Consider the following 24,154-nt stretch of genomic DNA (forward strand, 5'->3'; position numbering starts at 1 on the left):
TTGGGCGGCTACGAGACGCTTCTGCCGGAGACGTTGGGCGCAATCCCGGCGCTTCTTCTCGGCATCGCCAGCTTTTTCACCTCCGCGCTCACCGCCGCCTTTGGCGTGGGCGGCGGGGTGGCCATGCTGGCGCTGCTCGGTCTGTTTGTCCCGGTCGCTGCGCTCATCCCCGTCCATGGGGCTGTACAGCTTGGCTCCAATACCGGTCGTGCCTGGCATCAGCGGGCGCATATCCGCTTTTCCATCGCCACGCCGTTCATTCTAGGCAGCCTGATCGGCGCTGCCGTGGGTGCCTATTTCGTGGTGCAATTGCCGGACGCGCTCCTGAAACTCATTCTGGGCGTCTTCGTCATCGCTGTCACGTGGGCGAAAATTCCAGGTGCCGCGCAGCTCAGCCATGCAGGCCTCGCCGCCGGCAGTGCCGTTCTCGCGCTTGCCACCATGTTTGTCGGCGCCACCGGCCCGCTGCTCTCGGCCTTTTTCGCGCAGATCATTCCCGACGATCGCAAGGCGCTGATCGCCACCCATGCCGCCGGCATGACGGTGCAGCACGCGCTCAAGGTGATCACCTTCGCCCTTGCCGGTTTCGCCTTCTGGCGCTGGCTACCCTTCATCGCGCTGATGATCGCTTCGGGTTATCTGGGCACGATCTATGGAACGCGCCTACTGGAAAAGTTGCCCGAAAAAACCTTCCGCCGCTGGTTCAAGATCGGCCTCACGCTGCTGGCGCTCGATCTCATCCGCCGGGGCGTGATGGGGATGGTGTAGCAGAACTTCCTGCCCCTCCTTCGTCATCCTATGGCTTGACCATAGGATCGATGCCAGTGCGGTGGCGGCGTCACCGGCGTGGAAGTCGATGCGCCTTCTTTGAGAGGCTGCGTTTTATCCCTACCGTTCCGGCGTGGATCCTCGGGTCAGGCCCGAGGACGACGAGACGGGAAGGGCCGGAATCACCGCGGCGGGGTGCCGTTTTCGGCCAGGACCGCGCCGATCAGATAGAGCGAACCGCAGATCAGGATGCGCGGGGGTGGCTCGGTGCCGTCGCGGCCCGCATCGAGCGTATCCCGCAACAGTCTGAGCGCATTGGCGACCGAATGAACCGGCTCGGCGGAAAGCCCCGCCTCCATGGCGCGCGCCGCCAGTTCGGCGTTGGGGACACCGGCATCGCTCGATTCCACCGGAACCGTATAGACATGGCGGGCCATGCCCTCGAAGGCACGGAAATAGCCGGTCTGATCCTTGGTGTTGATCATGCCGGCAATCAGGAAGAGCGGCCGGGGCGAGCGGTCTTCCTCCGAAGCCAGCGCCTCGGCAATCGCCTCGCCGGCACCGGGATTGTGCCCGCCATCGATCCAGATCTCGGCCCCTTCCGGCCCAAGCTCCGACAGCGCGCCCTGTGGCAGACGCTGCAGACGGCCCGGCCAGACGACGCGTTCCATCGCCGCCTCGGCCGCCCGCAGGCCAACGGGAAATCCCGCCGCCTTGACCGCGGCGATGGCCGCCGCCGCATTGGCGATCTGATGCCGGCCCGCAAGCTGTGGGAGCGACATGTCGAACAGGCCGTCATTGTCCTGATAGATCATGCGCCCGTTTTCCTCGAACGCCAGGAAATCCTCGCCATAGACCGTGAGCGGACAGGAAAGCCGCTCCGCCGTGTCGACAAGCACCTCGCGCGCCGCATCAAACGGTTGCTGACCGACAACCACCGGCGCGCCGCGCTTGATGATGCCGGCCTTCTCGGCGGCAATCAGCTCCACCCGGTCGCCCAGATAGGCCTCGTGATCGAGCGAGATCGGCATGATGAGGCTGGCCGCCGGAGCGGGAATGACATTGGTCGCGTCAAACCTTCCACCAAGCCCAACCTCCACAATCGCCACATCCGCCGGATGCTCCGAAAAGAGCACGAACATCACTGCCGTGAGAATCTCGAACACGGTGATCTTTTCGCCGGCATTCGCCTCGGCAACCCGCACCACCGCCTCGGCCAGAACCGCATCCTCCACCAGCTTTCCGCCGCCTTCCGCACCCAGCCGGTAGCGCTCGTGCCAGTTCACCAGATGCGGCGAGGTGTGGACATGAACGATCCGTCCCGACGCCTCCAGCACTGCACGCGCGAAGGCCGTGGCCGAGCCCTTGCCGTTCGTTCCGGCCACATGGATGACCGGCGGCATGTTCAGATGCGGATTGCCCAGCCGGTCGAGCAGGCGCGTGACACGCTCAAGCGACAGGTCGAAGCCCTTGGGATGGAGCGACAGAAGACGCTCGATTTCCCGCTCGGCGGAGAGAGTGGTCATCAGGGTCCTGCCCGAAGGATGATCATTCAGCCGGCAAAGCCTTGCGGCTCATGCCTTCGGCTGTTCGGCTGGCGCTTCGGCAGCCTCGACGGGAACCGGAGCTGTTTCGGCTTCTGTCGGAGACTCTTCTTCCACGACCTCGGGTGCAGCTTCGGCCTTCTCCTTCAGGAGAATCTTCAAAAGCCTGGCAATGGTCCCCTTCATCTCCAGCCGCGAAACAACCATGTCGACCATGCCATGATCGCGCAGATATTCGGCGCGCTGGAAACCTTCCGGCAGCTTCTCGCGGATGGTCTGTTCGATCACGCGCGGGCCGGCAAAGCCGATCAGCGCACCAGGCTCTGCAATATGCACATCGCCCAGCATGGCGTAGGAGGCCGTCACGCCGCCGGTGGTCGGGTTGGTGAGCACGACGATGTAGGGAAGCCCCGCTTCCTTCAGCCGGTCCAGCGCAACCGTGGTGCGCGGCAGCTGCATCAGCGAGAGGATGCCTTCCTGCATTCGTGCGCCACCCGAGGCGGCATAGAGCACCAGCGGTAGCCTGCGCTCGACGGCAGTCTCAAACGCACGGACAATCGCTTCGCCGGCTGCCATGCCAAGGGAACCGCCCATGAAGGCGAAATCCTGAACCGTGGCCAATAGCTCAAGCCCCTGAACCCGGCCAACGCCGCTCAGCACGGCATCTTCCATGTTGGTCTTGGCCTTGGCATCACGCAGGCGCTCGGTATAGCGGCGTTCATCGCGGAATTTCAGCGGGTCGGTGACGACCTTCGGGTTTTCCAGCGTTTCATACTCGCCATCGTCGAAGAAACTTTTCAGCCGCTCACGAGCTGAAATCTTCATGTGATGGCCGGAGGAGGGAATGACCCAGAGATTGTCTTCCAGATCCTTGTGAAAGACCATCTCGCCGGTCTCGGGATCCTTGATCCAGAGGTTCTCCGGCATGTCCCGGCGACCGAGCATCGAGTTGATCTTCGGCCTCACATAGCTGGTGATCCAGTTCATTCCATATGCCTTTTCGTTTTTCCGCAATCCGAAGATGCGCCAATTATCGGGCGGCAACAAGGCGCGCTTCGCGCACCCCGTCTGCCAGCCCCTTCACAAGGGTTGCCACGGCCTCGGCGGGGTCTTCGATCCGCTTGCCGTTGTCGTCGTAGCACCGGGCGATGGCCGCAACGATGGCGCTGCCAACGACAACACCGTCCGCCGCCTCGCCAATCGCCTTGGCCTGACGCGCCGTCTTCACCCCGAAGCCCACGCAGATCGGCAGATCCGTGTGTTCCTTGATGCGCGAAACCGCTTCGGACACATTGTTCGTGTCCGGCAGGGCCGAGCCTGTCACACCCGTCATCGACACGTAATAGACAAAGCCCGACGTGTTCTCCAGAACCTTTGGGAGACGTTCCTCGTCTGTCGTCGGTGTTGCAAGGCGAATGAAGTTCAGCCCCGCCTTGATCGCCGGAACGCAGAGTTCCTCATCCATCTCCGGCGGCAGGTCGACGATGATCAGCCCGTCAATGCCCGCTTCCTTGGCATCGGAGAGGAAGCGGTCCACCCCATAGATGTAGATGGGGTTGTAATAGCCCATCATCACGATGGGCGTGTCGTCGTCACCTTCACGAAAGTCACGCGCCATCTGGAGCGTCTTCGCAAGCGTCTGCCCACTTTTGAGCGCGCGCAGGCCGGCGGCCTGGATGGCCGGGCCATCGGCCATGGGGTCGGAGAAGGGCATGCCCAGTTCGATCACGTCGCTGCCTGCCGCAGGCAGCGCCTTCATGATCGAGAGCGACGTCTCATAGTCCGGGTCGCCACCCATGAAATAGGTCACGAGTGCCGGGCGGTTTTCTTCCTTCAGCCGCGCGAAGCGGCGGTCAATGCGGGTGGTCATGATGGTCCTGGGTCCTCGTACATCCAGCGCGGCGCCCCCACGCCGTCTTGCAGTCCTTGCGGTTGCAGCGGCCTTATCGCTCGATCACGAACGCGGCAATGCAATGCGATCAGCCTATCCCTCGGCGTGCTCGCGGATTTCAATGGTGACAGTGAAGGCGTAGAAGCCATCGCGCTCGATCCGGCTTTTCGCTTCTTCGGGGTCGAAGGCGATACGCGGTTCGCCGTCATCGGCCACACGGGTCAGGAAGGCAAGGTTCTGGCTTGCCCTTATCCCCTTCGGGTTTTCCCTATCGTCGTCCTGGCGAATGGCCACGTAGTGGTGCTGGTTTTGCTTGGAGCGATAGATTTCGAACATGTTCACATCTCCATGCCGAGCATCTTTCCGACGGTGTGGACGTCCTTGTCCCCGCGCCCGGAGAAATTGACGATCATGATCTGGTCCCTGCCCATGGTCGGTGCCAGCTTGATCGCATGGGCAATCGCATGGGCCGATTCCAGCGCCGGGATGATGCCCTCAAGCCGCGTCGTCATCTGAAACGCCTCGATCGCCTCATCGTCCAGAATGGGCGAATAGATCACACGGCCGGAATCCTTCAGCCAGCTGTGCTCCGGCCCGACGCCGGGATAGTCGAGCCCCGCAGACACCGAATGCCCGTCAAGGATCTGCCCGTCATCATTCTGCAGAAGATAGGTGCGGTTACCATGCAGCACGCCGGGGCGGCCCGCCGTCATGGAGGCGCAGTGCTCCTCGCCTTCAAGCCCATGCCCGCCGGCCTCGACGCCGTGGATTTCCACCTGGCGATCATCGAGGAAGGGGTGGAACAGGCCAATGGCGTTCGAGCCGCCGCCCACCGCCGCCACGATGGCGTCGGGCAGCCGGCCTTCGAGCTCCTGTATCTGTTCACGCGCTTCCGTGCCGATCACCGATTGCAGGTCGCGCACCAGTTCGGGATAGGGATGCGGGCCTGCCGCCGTGCCGATCAGGTAATAGGTGTCCTCGACATTGGTCACCCAGTCGCGCAGCGCCTCGTTCATGGCATCCTTCAGCGTGCCATGGCCGGAAGAGACCGGCTTCACCTCGGCGCCCAGAAGATGCATGCGGAAGACGTTCGGCTTCTGCCGCTCCACATCGGTCGCGCCCATATAGACCACGCAGGGCAGGCCGAAGCGGGCGGCCACGGTGGCAGACGCCACGCCATGCTGGCCGGCGCCGGTCTCGGCGATGATGCGGGTCTTGCCCATGCGCTTGGCGAGCAGGATCTGGCCGAGACAATTGTTGATCTTGTGCGAGCCGGTGTGATTCAGATCCTCGCGCTTGAAGTAGATCTTCGCCCCGCCCAGATGCTCGGTCAGGCGTTCTGCGAAATAGAGCGGCGAGGGCCGGCCCGTATAGTGGCGGCCCAGATGCTCGAGCTCGGCGCGAAACGCCGGATCGTCCTTCGCCTCGTTCCAGTGTTTTTCCAGATCGAGGATCAGCGGCATCAGCGTCTCGGCCACAAACCGGCCGCCGAAGATCCCATACATGCCCTCATCGTCAGGGCCGATCCGGAAGGAATTGGGTTCTGCCGGTTTGTTCAAGGCGTTCTCCTCATGCCGGAACCGTGTCGGTTTCAAGCGCCAGCCGGACGGCGGCGAAGAACGCGCGTATCAGTTCCGGATCTTTCTCGCCGGGCGCGCTTTCAACGCCAGACGAAATGTCTATTCCGCGCGGCGACACGGCATTCAGGGCCGCGCCGATATTGGCCGCGTTCAGGCCACCGGAAAGCATGTAATCCACGTTATCGTCAAGGCCCGCCAGAAGCTGCCAATCGAAGGAGACCCCATTGCCGCCGGGAAGCTCGGATCCTTTCGGCGGCTTGGCATCGAAAAGGAATCGGTCGGCTATGCCGCGATAGGGTGCGATGCGCTCCAGATCGCCCGCCTCGCGGATGGCGAAAGCCTTCATCACCGGCAATCCGTAGCGTGCCTTCACCTGCGCGACCCGCTCCGGGCTTTCCCCGCCATGAAGCTGCAGCATGTCTGGTCTGACCGTCTTCACGATGGCATCCAGTCCCGCATCATCGGCATTGACCGTGACGGCAACAGCCTGTGCGCGGCCAAGCGCTGCTTTTCGCAGGTTTGCAGCCGTATCGGCCTCCACATGACGAGGGCTTTTCTCAAAGAAAATAAAGCCGATATGGCTCGCCCCGCCATCGAGTGCAGCTGCCATGGCGTCTTCGGTCTTCAGCCCGCAGATTTTCACGTCGAGTGTCATAACAGGGAAGTGCCACGAAATGGTGGCGGAGTCGAGGCTGGAGGCGGTCGCGCCAGGCGCCCTCGCCCTTCGACAAGCTCAGGATGAGGGCTACTTCAGCGTAGCCGCACAAAACGACTGAAGAAACACGCCAGCATCTCAACAGCCCTCATCCTGAGCCTGTCGAAGGGCGAGGGCGCTTGGCACCGGCATCTCAATAGCAATCAGGCAAACCAGCCCTCAGAGTCAGGCCCGGCACAGCCTGCCCGTCACTCAAACCCGATGGCCTGCAGGGCGGTGCCGTTGCGCTTAAGCCAATCCTTACAACGGTCCGTTTCGGGGCAGAGCTCCCGGCAGAGTTTCCAGAAGCGGGCGCTGTGGTTCATCTCTTTCAGATGCGCGACTTCGTGGGCGACCAGATAGTCGATTACCAGCGGCGGGGCCATCATGATGCGCCAGGAGAAGGAGAGCGTGCCATCCGAGGTGCAGGAACCCCAGCGGCTCTTGGTGTCGCGAAAGCGGATCGCGCAGGCGCGCTTGCCGATGGTGGCGGAGTGTTTTGCCACCAGTGCCTCGATGTCGCGCTTGGCTTCACGCTTCAACAGATCGGCAATCCGTCGAGGCAGCCGCTCCGCGTCGCCCGGCACGACAATCACGGGCGCGCCCTCCCGCATGGCAAGCCTGGCAGCGCCACGGCGCTCGGGATCGTGCACGATCAAATGCGGCACGCCGCGCACCGGGATCTTGATACCCGGCCTGACCTGAGGCCGCTCGGGCAGTTTTTTCAGCTTCTGCTCAAGCCAGCCGGTGTGGCGGTCGAGAAACTCTTCCACCTCGCGTGAGCGGGAAAGGCCCGGCGGCACTGTAACCCGCAGGCCGCGCCCACCCGGCTCGATGCGCAGGGTCAGGCGACGCGCCCTTGCGTTCTCGACGATGCGCAATGGCAGCTCCCGCCCGGCCACGCGATGCATGCGCTCTGCCGGAGGAGCCGCAACCTTGAGGCCGATCATCTTGTTGAGGAAACCAAGCGCCATGGGGGAAGGATAAGCGATTCGTGGAAAAATACGCGCAAAGAAAACGGCATCTCGATGAGATGCCGTTTCAACCGTTTACCTATTGCCCACCGGATCAGGCCTCGTCGGTCACATCCGGGACGGACTTGCCGCGGCCCGATTTGCGACCCTTGTTGCGTTCGTTCATGAAACGATCGAACTCTTCCTGATCCTTGGCCCGGCGCAGCTCGCGCATGTAATCGTCGAACTCGTCACGCATCTCGTCGAGCTTGCGGCGTTCCTCGGCGAGGCGCTCCAGCTCTTTCGTGCGCCAGTCGTCAAAGGCGACGTTGCCTGTAAACGCATGGCGTTTTGATGCACGCCGGCAGCCGGCGAAGACTTCATCGGTTTTTCGGTTCACGTCCTTCTTGAACTCCCCGAGCCGGTCACCCCACAGAATGTAGGCGAGCATGGCGAGGCCGAGCGGCCAGAACACCATGAAACCCACCACCATCAGAGCAATCGTCGCAGGCGTCCAGGCAGGACGGATAAGCGCAGAATTTGTCATGGTCACCCGTTCCTTTCCTTGAGCATGCAACCCCCGGGAAGCTGCATGGTTTCGAGATGGGGGCTCAATTTTCGAGATTCAAGGAAACGATAAACGAGATTCGCGCAAACCCATGATTTTGCAGCATTTATTTGCACGTTTGTGCGCCATTCCGGCATTCCGCCTAAACGGAACGCTCGATCAAACCTTCCAGTGACCGCAAGATCAGGGCAATGTCCTGCGGCCTGGAAAGCCGGTGATCGCCATCGCCGATCAAAGACAGGGTGACGTCATCTGCCGGCAGATGCTCGGTCAGCCTCATGGCATGAGTGAAGGGCACATCGGGATCGGCCTTGCCCTGGAGGATGTGAACCGGGCAGTGGGTATCGAGAATGCCATCCAGCACCCGGTTGCGCTCTCCGTCCTCGAATAGTGCGCGCGTATAGATGTAGGGCTCGTCGGAATAGTCGGAAGGCTCTTCCATATAGCCCATCTCTTCGAGCTGCCGGCGATTGGCTTCCGTCAGTTTCGGCTCCACCAATTCGCTGGTAAAATCGGGAGCGGGCGCCAGAAGCAGCAGGCCAGCCAGTCTTGCGCTCTCGCCGGCCCGGTTCAGTTCCTGCGCCATGCGGAGCGCGATCCACGCCCCCATGGAAGATCCGACAAGGATCTGCGGCCCTTCGGTAAAAGCCCGGAAGACACCGAGGCTCTGCTCCAGCCAAAGCGAAATCGTGCCATCCTTGAATGCGCCGCCGGATTCGCCATGACCGGAATAATCATGCCGCAAGAAGGCGTGGCCCTTTTCGGCGGCCCATCCATCCAGTGCCTCGGCCTTGGTGCCGAGCATGTCGGATTTGTAGCCGCCCAGCCAGACGGCGCCCGGTGCGCGGCCCTCGCGTTGCCGGTATGCGATCTGCGTATCGCCGATCGTCAGAAAGCTCGCCTTCGCCTCACTCATCAACTGTCTCCCATGCCGGAACCAATGGTCGATCACGCGCTTTCCCATTCAGGCAGAACGAGAAACGTGATTCTTTTGCCCTTATATGCTATTGACACTTCGCCTGCCGAGACGACATACGCCTCGTCTCAAAGGCAAAGCCGAAACTAGTGGTTCAACAATCAGGAGATCACGACCATTCGCAGACCATTCAAAGCGCCGCCTCAGAAAGTAGAAGGCCCGCGCGCAAACCGCGACATCCGGGTTCCCCAGATTCAGCTGATCGACGACGAAGGCAACAACCGCGGCGTTCTCGACACGGAAGAAGCCCTGCGTCTTGCCGAGGAAGCGGGTCTGGACCTGGTAGAGGTGGCTTCCAACGCCAAGCCGCCCGTTTGCAAGATCACCGATCTTGGCAAGATGAAATATCAGAGCCAGAAGAAGGCTGCCGAGGCGCGCAAGAAGCAGAAGACCATCGAGATCAAGGAGATCAAGATGCGTCCAAACATCGACACCCATGACTATGAGGTGAAGATGAAGGCCGTGCGCCGCTTCTTCGAGGCTGGCGACAAGGTCAAGCTGACGCTGCGTTTCCGCGGCCGCGAGATGGCGCATATGGAACTCGGCATGCAGCTCCTCAACCGGGTCAAGGAAGAGGTCGAGCCAATTGCCAAGGTGGAAGCCGAGCCGAAGCTCGAAGGCCGCCAGATGATGATGGTTCTGGCGCCGCGCACGACCTGATTGGCACTGCGCCGGTAAAGACGCACACCAACACGACAACAAGCCGGGGCTCGCTCCGGCTTTTTCTTTCGCAAATGCGCCGCATTCTGTCCCTAAGCGTCATTCCCTGTCAGTTTTGAAAAAGCCTGATACTGGGGCGCAACATCATCCGGGATGCGAGAATGTCGATCCACCAAATCGCGCTGGGGCAATTCCAGCGTCTGCGTATCGCGAGCTTCTGGCTCATCGCTGCACTGCTTTGCGGCTTCGTTCTCTTCTTTCACTCGGGCTGGGCGCACTATCAACCACTCGGCATCGATATCGAGGAAATCATCGAAATCACGGGGCTCGGCCTGATCGGGATCGCCATCGCGGGCCGGCTCTGGTGCACACTTTATATTGGCGGGCGCAAGGCTGCGGAACTCGTCGAGGACGGCCCCTATTCCATAACCCGAAACCCGCTCTACCTCTTTTCTACGATAGGCGCGATGGGGGTAGGTGCGCAAACCGGGAGCATGGTGGTTGCAGTGATCTGCGGCGTTCTGGCGGCCTTTATCCTCAGCATCACCACGCGCCGGGAAGAACACCACCTGCGCGAAACATTCGGCGAGGCGTATGACGCCTACCTGGCGCGCGTGCCGGCCTTCATCCCGAACCCGAAGCTTTTCCACGATCCAAAGACACTGACCATTCTGCCCGAGCGGCTTTACGGCACGCTGCGGGACGGGCTGATCTTCTTCCTGGCCATGCCGGCCTTCGAGCTGGTGGAGTATGTCCAGGATCTCGGACTGCTGCCCATTCTGTTCCGTCTCTACTGAGCCGGCGCCGCCACGCGGTCAAAACAGGAGTTGCGCAAACGGCCCGCCGCCGCTATAAGGCCGCGTTCCTGGACCGGCCGGCAGGGCATGCCGTGGCGGTCCTTAATGCTGAAATGCGCATGCGCGACACTGTGGGAAGCCGATGCCAACTGGCGCGCTTTTCCGCAGACCGGCGCAGGCGAAAGAACGGAGAAGCAAAATGCCCAAGATGAAGACGAAGTCTTCTGTCAAGAAGCGGTTCAAGGTAACCGCGACCGGCAAGGTGAAGGTCGCCGCCGCTGGCAAGCGCCACGGCATGATCAAGCGTTCCAACAAGTTCATCCGCGACGCCCGCGGCACGATGGTTCTTTCCGATCCCGATACGAAGATCGTGAAGAAGTTCATGCCCTACGGCCTGTGATCGCAGGAACCCGGAACAGATTTAAGGAGATCATGTCATGGCACGCGTAAAGAGGGGCGTTACCGCCCACGCCAAGCACAAGAAGGTCATGAAAGCCGCCAAGGGTTTCTACGGCCGTCGCAAGAACACCATTCGCATCGCCAAGCAGGCGGTCGAAAAGTCGATGCAATACGCCTACCGCGATCGCAAGGCCCGCAAGCGCAATTTCCGCGCTCTGTGGATCCAGCGCATCAACGCCGGCGCACGCGAACACGGCCTGACCTATGGCCGCTTCATCGACGGCCTCAACAAGGCCGGCATCGAGATCGACCGCAAGGTGCTGGCCGACATGGCCGTGCATGAGCCGCAGGCCTTCGCCGCTCTGGTGATGAAGTCCAAGGAAGCGCTCGTGTACCTCAAGGACACCACCCCGAATGCTTTTGAAAGCGCTGTCGCTTAAGGCTGGCGCTTCCCGAAGCAAACAGGTTTAATTCGGGAAACCCGCGCTGGCAGGGCTGGCGCGGGTTTTTCTTTGCGATGATGACCATGGACAACCAGACGAGACACGAGCAGGACGTCCTTTCGCCGGAAGCGACGGCGGCGCTGCTGCGCCTGCTCATCACCGGTGAGCATCAGCGCGTTTCGTCAACCGTGCTGGATGGACATACCGTCTGGATAAAACGCTATGACGTGGAGCGGCAGCCGATCGCCCAATGGCTGCATGGGGCACTGACACCGCTGATGCCTGCCGCCTTCCTGCGCGCCTCCCCAAGCACGAACACCGCCTCCGCCATCGAGCGTGAAGTACGCAAGCTCGATGCCTTCCGCAAGGCAGGGCTGCCGACGGCGAAACTGCTTTTCCGCAACGACCGGGTTCTGGTGCTGTCGAATGTCGCGCCAATCGCCCAGAGCGAGCTCGACATGCTCGCGCGCCATGGCGAGGACGGCGCCCATGACGGGCTTCTGGTGCAGGCGGCCGAAGCGCTATGCAAAGCACATCACCTCGGCCTGTGCCATGGCAGACCACATCCGCGCGACATGTTCATCACCGGCGATGGCCGCTGGGGCTTTGTCGACTTCGAAGAAGAGCCCGAAGCCGCTATGCCGCTGGCCACGGCGCAGGCGCGCGACGTGTGGCTTCTGTTCCTGCAAATCTGCATGCAGGCAAAACTGATCGATACGCCGCAAAGAGCGTTCGACGCCTATTTCGCCGAGCCTCCCCGAATCGTGGCGGACGAGTTGCGACGTATCATTCGTTTTTTTGCGCCGCTCATCCCCCTTCTTGGTGCAATCGAGCACCGGGGGCTTGGCAGCGACGGCAAGCGCGTGTTGAAAGCAACACGGTTCTTGAAATCGGCTCTCGGCAACACGGTGGAGATTCCCACTGACAAGAGCCAGAAAGACATCAAACCCAAAAGGGGCTACGAGGCATGAGCGAACTCGAGGAACTGGAAAAGACCATTGCCGGGCAGATCGAAGCTGCCGCCGACGAGCAGGAAATCGAGGCCGTGCGCGTCGCCACGCTCGGCAAGAAGGGCTCGGTCTCGCAGATGCTGAAGACGCTTGGCTCCATGTCTCCGGAAGAGCGGCAGGTGATGGGCCCCGCAATCAACGGGCTGAAGGCCCGCGTTACCGAAGCCCTCACGGCACGGCGCGACGCATTGCGCAACGCCGCCATCGACGCAAGGCTCGAGCGCGAAAAAGTGGATGTCACCCTGCCCGTGCGGCGGCCACCCGCCGAGCGCGGCCGCATTCATCCGATCAGCCAGGTGATTGACGAGATCACCGCCATCTTCGCCGATATGGGTTTTTCCATTGCCGAAGGGCCGGACATCGAAACCGACTATTACAATTTCACGGCGCTGAACTTCCCTGAAGGCCACCCGGCCCGCGAGATGCACGACACCTTCTTCTTCCCGCCGGATGAGAAGGGCGCGCGCAAGCTTCTGCGCACGCACACCTCGCCGGTGCAGATCCACACGATGGAGACGCAGGAACCGCCGATCCGCATCGTCATTCCCGGCAAGACCTACCGGCAGGATTCGGACGCGACCCACTCACCCATGTTCCATCAGCTCGAAGGACTGGTGATCGACAAGACTGCCAATGTCGCCAACATGAAATGGGTGTTGCAGGAGTTCTGCAAGACGTTCTTCGAGGTGCCGCAGCTCAACATGCGCTTCCGCCCCTCCTTCTTTCCCTTCACTGAGCCGAGCCTGGAGGTGGACATCCAATGCGACCGCTCGCAGCCGGGCGAAGTGCGCTTCGGCGAGGGCAATGACTGGATGGAGATTCTCGGCTGCGGCATGGTGCACCCCAATGTGCTACGCGCCTGCAATCTCGATCCCGATGAGTATCAGGGCTTTGCCTGGGGCATGGGCATCGACCGCATCGCCACGCTGAAATACGGCATGCCGGACCTGCGCGACTATTTCGACGCCGATGTGCGCTGGATTGAGCATTATGGCTTCCGCCCGCTGGACCTGCCGACACTGTTCGGCGGATTGAGCGCCTAAGGAGATAGATCAATGAAATTCACGCTCTCCTGGCTCAAGGAGCACCTTGAGACTGACGCCACGCTCGACGAGATTGTCGAAAAGCTCACCATGATCGGCCTCGAGGTCGAGGAGGTGGATGACAAGGCATCGCTGAAGCCCTTCGTGATCGCCAAGGTTCTGACCGCCGAGCAGCACCCCGATGCCGACCGGTTGCGCGTGCTTTCCGTCGACACGGGCGACGGCAAGCCGGTTCAGGTGGTGTGCGGTGCGCCCAATGCGCGTGCCGGTCTCGTCGGCGCCTTTGCCGCGCCCGGCACCTATGTGCCCGGCATCGACGTCACGCTCTCGGTCGGCAAGATCCGCGGCGTGGAAAGCCACGGCATGATGTGCTCGGAGCGCGAATTGCAGATGTCGGACGAGCATGACGGCATCATCGACCTGCCCGAGGACGCGCCCGTCGGCACCTCCTTCGCAAGCTGGGCAAAGCTCGACGATCCGGTGATCGAGATCGGCCTGACGCCGAACCGGCCAGATTGTACCGGCGTTCACGGCATCGCGCGCGATCTTGCGGCGGCGGGCCTTGGCACTCTGAAGGAGGCACCCATCGCCGCGGTGGCGGGCAAGGGGGCCTGCCCTGTCGAGCTGACCATCGAAGCGCCGGAGCTTTGCCCCGGTTTTGCGCTGCGGCTCGTTCGCGGCGTGAAGAACGGCGCCTCGCCAAAATGGATGCAGCAGCGCCTGACGGCCATCGGCCTGCGTCCCATCAACGCGCTGGTCGACATCACCAACTATGTGACCTTCGACCGGGGCCGCCCGCTCCACGTCTTCGATGCCGCCAAGGTGAGAGGCAATCTCACCGTACGCCGCGCCAGGGATGGCGAGACGGTGCTGGCGCTCGACGAGCGCGAATACAGGCTGACGCCGGAAATGTGCGTCATTGCCGACGAAAACGGCGTTGAATCCATTGCCGGCATCATGGGCGGCGAGCATTCGGGCTGCGATGAGAACACCACGGATGTGCTGATCGAATCCGCCCTGTGGGATGCGATGAACATTGCCCGCACGGGCCGCGACCTCGGCATCATCACCGATGCGCGCTATCGCTTCGAACGTGGCGTCGACCCGGAGATGATGGAACCCGGCCTTGAACTTGCCACCCAGCTCGTTCTCGACCTGTGCGGCGGCGAGCCGACAGAAAGCCGCGTGGTTGGATACAAAGGCTATGAGCCACGCAGCATCACCTTCCCGGTGAGCGAGGTGAAGCGCCTGACCGGCCTTGAGGTTTCAAGCACTGAGAGCAAAGACATTCTCAACCGCCTCGGCTTTACCTCCATCGGCGATGGCGAGGTGCTGGACGTGTCCGTGCCGTCCTGGCGTCCGGACATCGACGGCAAGGCCGATCTGGTGGAAGAGGTGATGCGCATTCACGGCGTGAACGAAATCGCGCCGCAGCCCCTGCCCTCCCATCGCGCGGTCAACGGCCAGATCCTCACCGTGTTGCAGAACCGCACCCGCCAGGCACGGCGCGCTCTTGCCGTGCGCGGCATGTTGGAGGCGGTCACCTGGACCTTCATCGACGAGACGCAGGCAAAGCTCTTCGGCGGTGGCGATGCGTCGCTCAAGCTCTCCAACCCCATTGCCGCCTCCATGTCGGACATGCGCCCCTCGCTTCTCCCGGGCCTCATCGCAGCCGCCCAGCGCAACGCCGCGCGTGGCTATGCCGATGTGGCGTTGTTCGAAGTGTCGAGCACCTATGAGAACGACAGCTATGAAGGCCAGCGCCGTGTTGCGGGCGGCATTCGTCGCGGCACAGCGGTGATGGACGGCGCGGGACGGCACTGGTCGGGCAACAGCGCCTCCGTCAGCGTGTTCGATGCCAAGGCCGATGCGCTGGCGGCCCTTGAGGCGGCCGGCGCGCCGGTGGACAAGCTGCAAATCGTGGCGGGCGGCCCCGACTGGTATCATCCCGGTCGCTCGGGAACGATCCGTCTTGGGCCGAAAATCGTGCTCGCCGCATTCGGCGAAATCCACCCACGCACGCTGGAGGCACTGGATGCCGAAGGGCCGATCTGCGGTTTCGAGGTGTTTCTCGACGCGATCCCCGAGCCGAAGGCAAAGGCCACACGCACCAAGCCACGTTTGGAGCTTTCGCCCTTCCAGCTCGTGCGCCGCGACTTTGCGTTCGTTGTCGATAAGGCTGTGGAAGCTGCAACCATCGAGCGCGCAGCACTGGCGGCCGACAAGAAGCTTGTCACCGGCGTACGCGTCTTCGACATTTTCGAGGGCGCTTCGCTTGGCGAGGACAAGAAGTCCGTTGCCATCGAAGTCTCGATCCAGCCGCGCGACAAGACGCTGACCGACGAAGAGCTCGAAGCCATCGCCGGCCGCATCGTCGCCAATGTCGGCAAACAGACCGGCGGCACGCTGCGGGGGTAGGTTCGTTCAGCGGCGCCCTTTCGGCAACTGCTTAGCTTCGCGGACGAGTGCAGCAATGTGCTCGTCCGCTTTTTTGTGGCGCTCGATCTTTTGTTGTTTGGAAAACCGCTCGAATTCCGCGCGCGCATGATCCTTTGCGCCTTCCGCGCTCACACTGCCGCCCGATCGCAGGACGGCCCGGCCAAGGTTTTCGAGCTGCTGGTCGAGAAGCCGCGTTGCATCCTCCATGACAACCAATCGGCCCAGCTTGGCCTGATCATCGAAAATATCCAGAAGGATCGTGGTCAGGCGGTTGAGCTCACTGATTTCGGCCTCGGCAAGATAATTCTTGGAGACGGTCACGTCCCGCTTGCGGATCGTGTCGCCGGGCCAGCTTTGCAGCCCCATATTCTCGAGGCGATGATCAGCGCGTGCCATCACCACTTCCGAGGGTGTCTGCGAAACAACTGCATTGATCAGCTTGGCCTGCGTTTTCTGGAAGAAGCTCTGCGCCCTGGCGGTGCTGCCATCATAGTCCTGGCAGAGAGCGCAGATGGCTTGCAGTTCACGATAGACATTGGCCTCATCAGAGCGAATGTCGCGGATGATCTCCCGCAATTCGGCGATGCGGTCGCGCTCCTGCTTGAGGCGTGCTGAATCCACCACAAAGCCGCTGCGCGCAAACTGAACGAGAATCCCGGTTGCCCAGCGCCGGAAAAGGGTCGCCTGCGCGGAGGAGACGCGGTAGCCGACTGAGATGATCATGTCGAGGCTGTAGAGGAGTGGCGGCCGACCTGTAGTTGTGTGCATTTTTTGCACAGAAGTCTCTTCGTCGAGTTCTCCTTCCTCCAAAATGTTTGCAATATGTTTGGTGATGACGCTTCGCTCGCGCCCGAAAAGTCGGGCGATCTGATCCTGCGTCATCCAGAGCGTTTCGCCCTCGTAGCGAATATCGAGCCGGAGCCCCTTTTCACCATCGTAGATCAGAAACCGGTCTCCGGTTTCTGCATCTTCCACGAGATGGACGGGTTCATCCGCTGTCATGCGCCTCTCCAAGGGGTTTCCGGAACATTAGCAGAACAAATTGGCGCGCGAAACCTTGCCGGTTCTCAATCCCCGGCATAGAGCGGATCACCGTTTCATAGAAACGCTGCTCCGCTCAATCCTTCCCTCTCTTCCCGCATTTGTGCGAACGTCAGGTGATTCCACCTGACGGCAAAATGCTTTATGTGTTTGCCTGCGCAAAACAGGAGGAAAGTGCATGTTCCGTTGGGGCGTTCTTTCGACGGCCAGGATTGGCCGCGAGCAGGTTATTCCGCAGATTCAGGATTCGGAAAACGGCGTCGTGACGGCGATCGCCAGCCGTGATTCGTCGAAGGCGCAGGCCGTGGCGAACCGCTTCGGTATCCCCAACGTGTTTTCTTCCTATGACGCGCTGCTTGCCTCGCCCGATGTGGATGGCGTCTATATTCCCTTGCCGACCTCCGATCATGTCGCCTGGGCGATCAAGGCGGCGGATGCCGGCAAGCATGTTCTGGTGGAAAAGCCGCTGGCGCTGGACGCCAAGGATATTGCCCGCGTGATCGAGGCGCGCGACCGCAACAATGTCGTCGTGTCGGAAGCCTTCATGGTCACCTATCACCCGCAATGGCACAAGGTGCGCGACCTGATTGCTGAAGGCGCCATCGGGCGGCTGCGGCATGTGCAGGGCGTGTTCTGCTATCACAATGTCGATCCCGAAAACATGCGCAACAAGCCGGAGCTTGGCGGCGGCGGCCTGCCGGACATCGGCGTTTATCCGACAGTGACCACGCGCTTCGCCACCGGTCTGGAGCCCGAGCGTGTGCAGGCCGTGGTAGAGCGCGATCCCACCTTCGGCACCGACATCTATTCAAGCGTCAAGGCCGATTTCGGCACGTTCGAACTCAGCTTCTACGTGTCGACGCAGATGGCGCTGCGCCAGAGCATGGTGTTCCACGGCGACAAGGGCTTAATCGAGGTCAATGCGCCCTTCAACACCCCGGACTATGGCGACACGCGCCTGACGGTCTTCAGCGCCGACCACAACAGTGCCAACGTCTACCGTTTTCCGCGCGCACGCCAATATCGCTTGCAGGCGGAGGCCATCGTACGGGCGGCACAGGGCGACGCGGAAGCAACGGTCTTCACACTTGAAGATTCGGTCAAGAACCAGAAGCTGATCGATGCGATCTTCCGTGCCGGCGCGCATGACGGCTGGGAAATCGTTTAGGGACCAGCATCCGTTCAAACGGGTCCGCTGCGCTTTCTTGCAAAAAAGATGTGGCGGCCTATGCGCCCAAGCTTTTGAAGACGCCGCGCCCATCCCGGGCGTACATAGCTGGCATGGTAATGCGTAGCCGTGCCCAAGGCGTGCAGATCGGCATCGGCCAGGGCCGCTTCCCGAGCGCAGTCGGCAACGCATCTTTGAATGGCCGCAGCAATCTCCCGGGCGCGTCTCCAGGGCTTCTCCTCCCTCGGAAGAAGCGCCACGCCGGTGCATGTGAAGGAGAACTGGCAGCGATAGGGCCTGTGTGCGTTCTGAAACACCACTCCACATATGGTGTTTGGAAAGGATTTCGAACGAACCCGGTTCACAATGACCATGGCAACCGCCTTCTGACCGTCTACGGGTTCGCCACGCGCCTCGTGATAAACCGCTGCTGAAAGGCAGGTCATCTCAGCCTCCCTGATAAAGGACGGTAGCACCGGATTGAATGTGGAGCGCTGATGCGAATGGGACTCCTCACCGATCAGCTCGGTTATCGTTCTGAAAGTAGAGGGGAAAATAGTGTCAGGCTCCCAAGCCGGGATCGATTGAAGTAGAGATGAAGCGTACAATCCCCCGAACAAAAGACTTTCTGCAAACATTGAGACTCCTGTGAATACCAATTCGGTACCACCGCCCCTCAGGCCCCTGTTGCAGACCACTCTCACAACCTATGCGTGAAGACAAATTGGCTTTGCTTCAAATCCGGATAGGAAGGTTTACCTTTCGTCAGGGAGACGCCCCCGGGAAGCACTTCTGCGGAAAACGGGATGGGTTCGACCAAAATCGAGGCAAATCCCGCCTTGCGTTGCAAAAATAGCGTTCTTATATACGCCCCGAAGCTGTTCGGCGCGTTTCGTCCAGGGATGCTGCCGCAGCAAATTCGTGTGAACAGGGGCTGTCATCTGGAACGCCGGAATGGGTCCTGACAGTCTGCTTAGCGGAGAGAAGACATGGCTAAAGTAATCGGTATCGACCTCGGAACAACCAATTCCTGCGTTGCTGTCATGGACGGCAAGGACGCCAAGGTTATTGAGAACGCGGAAGGTGCACGCACCACGCCGTCCATCGTGGCCTTCACGGATTCGGATGAGCGTCTGGTTGGTCAGCCGGCGAAGCGTCAGGCGGTGACCAACCCGGAAAACACCCTCTTTGCAATCAAGCGCCTGATCGGCCGTCGCTTCTCCGACCCCACGGTCGAGAAGGACAAGAAGCTGGTCCCCTACAAGATCGTCAAGGCCGACAATGGCGATGCCTGGGTCGAGGCGCACGGCAAGACCTACTCGCCCTCGCAGATCTCTGCGATGACGCTGCAGAAGATGAAGGAAACGGCTGAATCCTATCTCGGCGAGAAGGTCGAGAAAGCGGTCATCACCGTTCCTGCATACTTCAACGACGCCCAGCGCCAGGCCACCAAGGACGCCGGCAAGATCGCCGGTCTCGAAGTGCTGCGCATCATCAACGAGCCGACCGCTGCCGCGCTCGCCTACGGCCTCGACAAGAAAGACGGTAAAACCATCGCCGTCTACGATCTTGGCGGCGGCACGTTCGACATCTCGATCCTCGAGATCGGCGACGGTGTGTTCGAGGTGAAGTCCACCAATGGCGACACCTTCCTCGGCGGTGAAGACTTCGACATGCGTCTGGTCGAGTATCTGGCCTCCGAGTTCAAGAAGGAGCAGGGCATCGACCTGCAGCAGGACAAGCTCGCCCTGCAGCGCCTCAAAGAGGCTGCCGAGAAAGCCAAGATCGAGCTGTCCTCCGCCTCGCAGACCGAGATCAACCTGCCGTTCATCACCGCTGACCAGTCGGGTCCCAAGCACCTGACGATGAAGCTGACGCGTGCCAAGTTCGAGAGCCTTGTCGAAGATCTCGTCAAGCGCACCGTCGAGCCCTGCAAGGCCGCCCTCAAGGATGCCGGTCTGAACGCCGGCGAGATCGACGAAGTGGTTCTGGTCGGCGGCATGACGCGCATGCCCAAGGTCCAGGAGACCGTGAAGAGCTTCTTCGGCAAAGAGCCGCACAAGGGCGTGAACCCGGACGAAGTGGTCGCCATGGGTGCTGCCATTCAGGCCGGCGTTCTGCAGGGTGACGTGAAAGACGTTCTGCTGCTCGACGTGACCCCGCTTTCGCTGGGCATCGAGACGCTGGGCGGTGTCTTCACCCGCCTGATCGATCGCAACACGACGATCCCGACCAAGAAGAGCCAGGTTTTCTCGACCGCAGAAGACAATCAAAGCGCCGTGACCATCAACGTATTCCAAGGTGAGCGCGAAATGGCTGCGGACAACAAGAGCCTCGGCCGCTTCGACCTGACCGGTCTTCCGCCAGCACCGCGCGGCGTACCGCAGATCGAAGTCACGTTCGACATCGACGCCAACGGCATCGTGAATGTCTCGGCCAAGGACAAGGGCACCGGCAAGGAGCAGGCGATCCGCATCCAGGCATCCGGCGGTCTTAGCGACGAAGAAATCGAGAAGATGGTGAAGGACGCCGAGTCCAACGCCGAGGCCGACAAGAAGCGTCGCGAGGCTGTGGAAGCGAAGAACCAGGCGGAAGCCCTGATCCACTCGACCGAGAAGTCCCTCAGCGAGTATGGCGACAAGGTCTCCGAAGAGGAGAAGAAGGCCATCGAGGACGCGCTCGCCGCGCTGAAAACCGCTGCCGAAGGCGACGATGCCGAAGACATCAAGGCGAAGACCAACGCGCTCGCCGAGGCATCCATGAAGCTTGGCCAGGCCATGTATGAGGCAAGCCAGGCAGAAGCGGCCGAATCCGATGCGGCTGCCGACGCAAAGGCTGCAGGCGATGATGTTGTCGATGCGGATTTCGAGGAAATCGATGAGGACGACAAGAAGTCGGCCTGAATGCCCTTATAAAACGTCTAAGAAAGCCCGGGGTTTGCGTCCCGGGCTTTTTCATATCTTCTTAAACTTCCCCCCAATAGACTTGCCGGCAAAGTAAAATTCGCGGATTGGCCATTGGGGAGGCTGATGATCCGGTACCGGCTGTTCGAGATCTGGCGCTTCGTCGCTGCGCTGCTTATCATGCTGTACCACTTCGGGCATTTCGCGCCCGGTGACGGGCTTGCAGTGAAAAACGAACTGGCGCCCCTCAGGCCGTTGCTCGACATGTTCTTCATCATATCGGGCTTCCTGATCTTTGCGCGGTATGGAGACCAGGTCAGGGATGCGAAGAGTTACGGCATCTATCTCTACAAGCGGCTGATCCGCCTTTACCCGCTTCATCTGGCCACGCTTGCCTATTTCGTAATGATCGGGCTTCTTGTCTCCGTGGGCGTCTTGCGCACCGGTGGAGAACCGCAGCTCTACGACTGGAGCGCACTACCTTCGAACCTCCTGCTCATCCAGGCCTGGGGTGTTGAAGACAGGCTGACTTTCAATTTTGTGTCCTGGTCGCTTTCTGCCGAGTGGTTTGCCTATCTTCTGCTGCCCGTGATCCTTTTTGCCTATCGCCGCTCAGGGCTTGCCGGCCTCTTCGTCCTGCTTGTTGCCTGCTATGCGGTGCTTGAGCTGATGGTGCACACCGGCGTGATGCCGTTCGAAAGCTGGGTCATGGCCGATACCTGGGGAGCGTACCGCACCTTCGCCGATTTTGTTCTGGGCGCCCTGCTCGCGGTTCTCGTGCGCCGCTCTGCCCTGACGGCTTCAGCGCGATGGCCCGCCTGGGCAGCCATCCTGCTTGCCTGCGCCTCCATGGTGCTGCAGCTGAACATCTATGTGACGCTGCTTCTGCTGGCGGTCGCGGTCTTCCTGGCAGGTCTTGTGGAACGCAACGATCCTGAACGGTACAGCTATCCGGCCTTCCTGCGCCCGGCGGCTGCGGTCTCGTTCGGTGTTTATCTCTGGCACCCGGTTACCGAGAGCCTCTTTTATTCCTATCTTTGGAGCCATCACATTCAGTCGCATTCCATTGCGCTTTTCTTTGGCTATACGGGCTTTGTGATGCTGGTGACGGTGATCGTGGCCATGGCGTCTTTCCGCTTCTTCGAAAACACGCTGTCCGGATACCTCTTGCGCGCCGCCGGCCTTGCACGGACCGGCCCCGCCCCGGCCAGGCCCGCAGCCGAGACAAACTGAAAACGGCTCCATGCAGCCAAATGGAACCTCTGTCTCGTTCCCATGGCTGGCAATCTCATGAAAACTATGGCATTCGCTGTCGCAAATACCTAAATAACGGACACTGATCGGGGGAACAGTGTTCGCTCCAAACAGACTATGCGGGACTCTCATTCATGAAGGCAGATTTTTACGAGACGCTCAGCGTGTCGAGAAACGCCGACGAGAAGGAACTCAAGAGCGCTTTTCGCAAGCTCGCCATGCGGTATCATCCTGACCGCAATCCGGGCGACGAAGAGGCCGAACAGAAGTTCAAGGAAGTCAACGAAGCCTACGAGACGCTGCGCGATCCTCAGAAACGGGCGGCCTACGACCAGTTCGGCCACGCCGCTTTCGAGAATGGTGGCATGGGCGCGCGGGGCGGGTTTGGCGGTGGTGGCGGATTCGCCGATATTTTCGAAGACATCTTCGGCGACATGATGGGTGGTGGTGGCCGCCGCCGCGGTGGCCGCCAACACGGCGCGGATTTGCGCTTCAATATGGAAATCACGCTTGAGGAAGCCTTTACCGGCAAAACCGGGCAAATCCGAGTGCCGACGGCTGTGGCCTGCGATGATTGTGCCGGTAGTGGTGCCAAGCCCGGCACTTCGCCGACGCAGTGTCAGATGTGCCATGGTTCCGGCCGTGTGCGCGCCGCCCAGGGATTCTTTTCCATTGAACGCACTTGTCCGACCTGTCAGGGGCGCGGCGAAACGATTTCAGACCCCTGCCCCAAATGTTCCGGCCAGGGACGCGTGGCCGAAGAACGGTCTCTCTCCGTCAACATTCCCGCGGGCATTGAGGACGGCACGCGCATCCGCCTCGCAGGTGAAGGCGAAGCCGGGCTGCGTGGTGGGCCAGCTGGCGACCTCTACATTTTCCTTTCCGTCAAACCGCACGAGTTCTTCCAGCGCGACGGTGCCGACCTCTACTGCAAGGTACCAATTTCAATGACCACGGCTGCGCTTGGCGGCGCGTTCGAGGTCACCACGCTCGATGGGACACAAACCCGCGTCAAAGTGCCTGAAGGTACGCAGAATGGGCGACAGTTCCGCCTCAGCGGGAAAGGCATGCCTATTCTGCGCCAGCCCAAGGTTGGCGATCTTTACATTCAGGTGGCCGTAGAAACGCCGCAAAACCTGACCAAGAAGCAGCGGGAGCTTCTGGAGGAGTTCGAGAATATATCTTCCAAGGAAAACAGCCCTCAATCGGCCGGTTTCTTTTCGCGGATGAAAGACTTTTTCGAATCCTTCGGTGAGTAGCCAAAGCGTGCTAAGAGGAACCACCGGGTCGGTTGCCCGGTTACTCCTGTGCGGTCACGCATAGCGGAGGCTGCACGGAGATCGGGAACATGAAGGAGGACGCCGGAAAGATGAGCAAGGGCTTGGATATGCGCAAGGCCATCGCGGATCGCTTTGGAGAAGAGCTGCGTTTTTTTCGTGGCTGGATCGACCAGCCCAAGGCCGTCGGCTCCATCATTCCAACCAGCGGCGTGACAGCCCGACGTATGGCATCTGTCATCAACACCGATTCCGGTCTCCCGGTTCTCGAGGTGGGGCCCGGTACGGGCGTCATCACCAAGGCCATCCTGGCCCATGGGGTAAAACCCGACCAACTCTACGCAGTCGAATACTCTCCGGATTTCGTCAAGCATTTGCGCGAAGCCTATCCCGGAGTGCACGTCATTCAGGGCGATGCCTTCAACCTCGATCAGACCTTGACGGAGGCTCTGGGCGACGAGGCGCCGCGCATCTTCGACAGTGTCATTTCCGGCGTGCCGCTGCTCAATTTCCCTGTTGAAGCGCGCATCGCCTATCTCGATAGCCTTTTGGACCGCATTCCTGAAGGGCGTCCCGTGATCCAGCTCACCTATGGTCCGAAATCGCCGATCCCGCCCGGGCAGGGCAACTATACGGTCGAGCATTTCGATTTCGTGCTGCGCAATATTCCACCGACACAGCTGTGGGTGTACCGCCGCGGCAGGCATTAAGGTCAACACCTATCAATCCTCGATGACATTGGTTAT

24 protein-coding genes are annotated in these 24,154 nt (G+C 61.0%); 13 read left to right on the forward strand and 11 right to left on the reverse strand.

All coding sequences use genetic code 11. The features are described from left to right. Entirely contained in the window at positions 1 to 768 is a 768-nt protein-coding gene (locus tag AC2CHD_RS15005) for a sulfite exporter TauE/SafE family protein (protein WP_484554344.1), read from the forward strand. Positions 769 to 950: 182 nt separating this feature from the next. Here AC2CHD_RS15005 and AC2CHD_RS15010 read toward each other — a convergent pair whose 3' ends face one another. The 9 genes from AC2CHD_RS15010 to AC2CHD_RS15050 all read right to left on the reverse strand — a co-directional run bounded on the left by AC2CHD_RS15010 (position 951) and on the right by AC2CHD_RS15050 (position 8,914). Further along, positions 951 to 2,294, reverse strand: coding sequence for a bifunctional folylpolyglutamate synthase/dihydrofolate synthase (locus AC2CHD_RS15010; protein ID WP_484554345.1), 1,344 nt, complete (start codon positions 2,292 to 2,294; stop codon positions 951 to 953). A 48-nt stretch (positions 2,295 to 2,342) separates the two neighbouring features. Then, positions 2,343 to 3,299 (reverse strand): acetyl-CoA carboxylase, carboxyltransferase subunit beta, encoded by a 957-nt coding sequence (accD, locus tag AC2CHD_RS15015; protein ID WP_484554346.1) that lies wholly within the window; start codon positions 3,297 to 3,299, stop codon positions 2,343 to 2,345. Between the two features lie 43 nt (positions 3,300 to 3,342). Further along, positions 3,343 to 4,182, reverse strand: a complete 840-nt coding sequence (gene trpA / locus AC2CHD_RS15020; RefSeq protein ID WP_484554347.1) for a tryptophan synthase subunit alpha — start codon at positions 4,180 to 4,182, stop codon at positions 3,343 to 3,345. 114 nt (positions 4,183 to 4,296) lie between these two features. Next, on the reverse strand, positions 4,297 to 4,539 hold the full coding sequence (locus AC2CHD_RS15025; protein ID WP_229449376.1) for a hypothetical protein: 243 nt from the start codon (positions 4,537 to 4,539) through the stop codon (positions 4,297 to 4,299). A gap of 2 nt (positions 4,540 to 4,541) precedes the next feature. Beyond that, on the reverse strand, positions 4,542 to 5,762 hold the full coding sequence (gene trpB / locus AC2CHD_RS15030; protein ID WP_484554348.1) for a tryptophan synthase subunit beta: 1,221 nt from the start codon (positions 5,760 to 5,762) through the stop codon (positions 4,542 to 4,544). A 10-nt stretch (positions 5,763 to 5,772) separates the two neighbouring features. After that, positions 5,773 to 6,438, reverse strand: a complete 666-nt coding sequence (locus AC2CHD_RS15035; RefSeq protein ID WP_484554349.1) for a phosphoribosylanthranilate isomerase — start codon at positions 6,436 to 6,438, stop codon at positions 5,773 to 5,775. A gap of 248 nt (positions 6,439 to 6,686) precedes the next feature. After that, entirely contained in the window at positions 6,687 to 7,451 is a 765-nt protein-coding gene (locus tag AC2CHD_RS15040; RefSeq protein ID WP_484554350.1) for a M48 family metallopeptidase, read from the reverse strand. A gap of 94 nt (positions 7,452 to 7,545) precedes the next feature. Then, positions 7,546 to 7,977 carry a DUF2852 domain-containing protein gene (locus tag AC2CHD_RS15045; protein WP_065816704.1) on the reverse strand — a complete coding sequence of 144 codons (432 nt, stop codon included), beginning with the start codon at positions 7,975 to 7,977 and terminating at the stop codon, positions 7,546 to 7,548. A gap of 163 nt (positions 7,978 to 8,140) precedes the next feature. Further along, a complete protein-coding gene (locus AC2CHD_RS15050; protein ID WP_484554351.1) occupies positions 8,141 to 8,914 on the reverse strand; it encodes an alpha/beta hydrolase in 774 nt (257 codons plus the stop codon). 177 nt (positions 8,915 to 9,091) lie between these two features. On the opposite strand from AC2CHD_RS15050, the gene infC reads away from it, so the two are divergent. The 7 genes from infC (at position 9,092) to pheT (ending at position 15,744) form a co-directional block, all read left to right on the forward strand. Beyond that, positions 9,092 to 9,634: a translation initiation factor IF-3 gene (gene infC, locus AC2CHD_RS15055; RefSeq protein WP_229450069.1), complete on the forward strand. Its 543-nt coding sequence runs from the start codon at positions 9,092 to 9,094 to the stop codon at positions 9,632 to 9,634. Positions 9,635 to 9,795: 161 nt separating this feature from the next. After that, positions 9,796 to 10,431 (forward strand): methyltransferase family protein, encoded by a 636-nt coding sequence (locus tag AC2CHD_RS15060; protein WP_229449383.1) that lies wholly within the window; start codon positions 9,796 to 9,798, stop codon positions 10,429 to 10,431. Positions 10,432 to 10,630: 199 nt separating this feature from the next. Next, positions 10,631 to 10,831: a 50S ribosomal protein L35 gene (gene rpmI / locus AC2CHD_RS15065; protein WP_007009054.1), complete on the forward strand. Its 201-nt coding sequence runs from the start codon at positions 10,631 to 10,633 to the stop codon at positions 10,829 to 10,831. 37 nt (positions 10,832 to 10,868) lie between these two features. Then, positions 10,869 to 11,270 carry a 50S ribosomal protein L20 gene (gene rplT, locus AC2CHD_RS15070; RefSeq protein ID WP_484554352.1) on the forward strand — a complete coding sequence of 134 codons (402 nt, stop codon included), beginning with the start codon at positions 10,869 to 10,871 and terminating at the stop codon, positions 11,268 to 11,270. 86 nt (positions 11,271 to 11,356) lie between these two features. Continuing rightward, positions 11,357 to 12,244, forward strand: a complete 888-nt coding sequence (locus AC2CHD_RS15075) for a BUD32 family EKC/KEOPS complex subunit (RefSeq protein WP_484554353.1) — start codon at positions 11,357 to 11,359, stop codon at positions 12,242 to 12,244. Beyond that, positions 12,241 to 13,326 (forward strand): phenylalanine--tRNA ligase subunit alpha, encoded by a 1,086-nt coding sequence (pheS, locus tag AC2CHD_RS15080; protein ID WP_484554354.1) that lies wholly within the window; start codon positions 12,241 to 12,243, stop codon positions 13,324 to 13,326. Before AC2CHD_RS15075 ends, pheS begins: the two co-directional genes overlap by 4 nt. A 12-nt stretch (positions 13,327 to 13,338) precedes the next feature. Beyond that, positions 13,339 to 15,744: a phenylalanine--tRNA ligase subunit beta gene (gene pheT / locus AC2CHD_RS15085; protein ID WP_484554355.1), complete on the forward strand. Its 2,406-nt coding sequence runs from the start codon at positions 13,339 to 13,341 to the stop codon at positions 15,742 to 15,744. 6 nt (positions 15,745 to 15,750) lie between these two features. Here pheT and rhuM read toward each other — a convergent pair whose 3' ends face one another. Beyond that, a complete protein-coding gene (gene rhuM / locus AC2CHD_RS15090; RefSeq protein ID WP_484554356.1) occupies positions 15,751 to 16,767 on the reverse strand; it encodes a RhuM family protein in 1,017 nt (338 codons plus the stop codon). Positions 16,768 to 16,984: 217 nt separating this feature from the next. On the opposite strand from rhuM, the gene AC2CHD_RS15095 reads away from it, so the two are divergent. Further along, the gene (locus AC2CHD_RS15095; protein WP_484554357.1) at positions 16,985 to 17,974 is read left to right on the forward strand and encodes a Gfo/Idh/MocA family protein; all 990 of its coding nucleotides are present in this window, start codon (positions 16,985 to 16,987) and stop codon (positions 17,972 to 17,974) included. A 14-nt stretch (positions 17,975 to 17,988) separates the two neighbouring features. On the opposite strand, the gene AC2CHD_RS15100 is transcribed toward AC2CHD_RS15095, so the two are convergent. Then, a complete protein-coding gene (locus AC2CHD_RS15100; RefSeq protein WP_484554358.1) occupies positions 17,989 to 18,420 on the reverse strand; it encodes a cell wall hydrolase in 432 nt (143 codons plus the stop codon). A gap of 543 nt (positions 18,421 to 18,963) precedes the next feature. On the opposite strand from AC2CHD_RS15100, the gene dnaK reads away from it, so the two are divergent. From dnaK to pmtA, 4 genes are all read left to right on the forward strand, one after another. Continuing rightward, positions 18,964 to 20,877, forward strand: coding sequence for a molecular chaperone DnaK (dnaK, locus tag AC2CHD_RS15105; protein ID WP_229449390.1), 1,914 nt, complete (start codon positions 18,964 to 18,966; stop codon positions 20,875 to 20,877). Positions 20,878 to 21,003: 126 nt separating this feature from the next. Continuing rightward, a complete protein-coding gene (locus AC2CHD_RS15110; RefSeq protein ID WP_484554359.1) occupies positions 21,004 to 22,110 on the forward strand; it encodes an acyltransferase family protein in 1,107 nt (368 codons plus the stop codon). 155 nt (positions 22,111 to 22,265) lie between these two features. Next, positions 22,266 to 23,390, forward strand: coding sequence for a molecular chaperone DnaJ (gene dnaJ, locus AC2CHD_RS15115; protein WP_229449392.1), 1,125 nt, complete (start codon positions 22,266 to 22,268; stop codon positions 23,388 to 23,390). Between the two features lie 110 nt (positions 23,391 to 23,500). Further along, on the forward strand, positions 23,501 to 24,118 hold the full coding sequence (gene pmtA, locus AC2CHD_RS15120) for a phospholipid N-methyltransferase PmtA (protein ID WP_484554360.1): 618 nt from the start codon (positions 23,501 to 23,503) through the stop codon (positions 24,116 to 24,118). Positions 24,119 to 24,154: the final 36 nt, after the last annotated feature.

The sequence above is a fragment of the Nitratireductor sp. ATLC21 genome (assembly GCF_057196525.1).

Coding starts and splice junctions, on each gene's coding strand:
- AC2CHD_RS15110 (WP_484554359.1), top strand. CDS start 21,004: ATGATCCGGTACCGGCTGTTCGAGATCTGGCGCTTCGTCGCTGCGCTG.
- AC2CHD_RS15100 (WP_484554358.1), bottom strand. CDS start 18,420: ATGACCTGCCTTTCAGCAGCGGTTTATCACGAGGCGCGTGGCGAACCC.
- pheS (WP_484554354.1), top strand. CDS start 12,241: ATGAGCGAACTCGAGGAACTGGAAAAGACCATTGCCGGGCAGATCGAA.
- dnaJ (WP_229449392.1), top strand. CDS start 22,266: ATGAAGGCAGATTTTTACGAGACGCTCAGCGTGTCGAGAAACGCCGAC.
- rhuM (WP_484554356.1), bottom strand. CDS start 16,767: ATGACAGCGGATGAACCCGTCCATCTCGTGGAAGATGCAGAAACCGGA.
- dnaK (WP_229449390.1), top strand. CDS start 18,964: ATGGCTAAAGTAATCGGTATCGACCTCGGAACAACCAATTCCTGCGTT.
- AC2CHD_RS15040 (WP_484554350.1), bottom strand. CDS start 7,451: ATGGCGCTTGGTTTCCTCAACAAGATGATCGGCCTCAAGGTTGCGGCT.
- AC2CHD_RS15095 (WP_484554357.1), top strand. CDS start 16,985: ATGTTCCGTTGGGGCGTTCTTTCGACGGCCAGGATTGGCCGCGAGCAG.
- AC2CHD_RS15050 (WP_484554351.1), bottom strand. CDS start 8,914: ATGAGTGAGGCGAAGGCGAGCTTTCTGACGATCGGCGATACGCAGATC.
- AC2CHD_RS15045 (WP_065816704.1), bottom strand. CDS start 7,977: ATGACAAATTCTGCGCTTATCCGTCCTGCCTGGACGCCTGCGACGATT.
- trpA (WP_484554347.1), bottom strand. CDS start 4,182: ATGACCACCCGCATTGACCGCCGCTTCGCGCGGCTGAAGGAAGAAAAC.
- pmtA (WP_484554360.1), top strand. CDS start 23,501: ATGAGCAAGGGCTTGGATATGCGCAAGGCCATCGCGGATCGCTTTGGA.
- AC2CHD_RS15075 (WP_484554353.1), top strand. CDS start 11,357: ATGGACAACCAGACGAGACACGAGCAGGACGTCCTTTCGCCGGAAGCG.
- AC2CHD_RS15060 (WP_229449383.1), top strand. CDS start 9,796: ATGTCGATCCACCAAATCGCGCTGGGGCAATTCCAGCGTCTGCGTATC.
- rplT (WP_484554352.1), top strand. CDS start 10,869: ATGGCACGCGTAAAGAGGGGCGTTACCGCCCACGCCAAGCACAAGAAG.
- AC2CHD_RS15025 (WP_229449376.1), bottom strand. CDS start 4,539: ATGTTCGAAATCTATCGCTCCAAGCAAAACCAGCACCACTACGTGGCC.
- rpmI (WP_007009054.1), top strand. CDS start 10,631: ATGCCCAAGATGAAGACGAAGTCTTCTGTCAAGAAGCGGTTCAAGGTA.
- pheT (WP_484554355.1), top strand. CDS start 13,339: ATGAAATTCACGCTCTCCTGGCTCAAGGAGCACCTTGAGACTGACGCC.
- AC2CHD_RS15035 (WP_484554349.1), bottom strand. CDS start 6,438: ATGACACTCGACGTGAAAATCTGCGGGCTGAAGACCGAAGACGCCATG.
- AC2CHD_RS15010 (WP_484554345.1), bottom strand. CDS start 2,294: ATGACCACTCTCTCCGCCGAGCGGGAAATCGAGCGTCTTCTGTCGCTC.
- accD (WP_484554346.1), bottom strand. CDS start 3,299: ATGAACTGGATCACCAGCTATGTGAGGCCGAAGATCAACTCGATGCTC.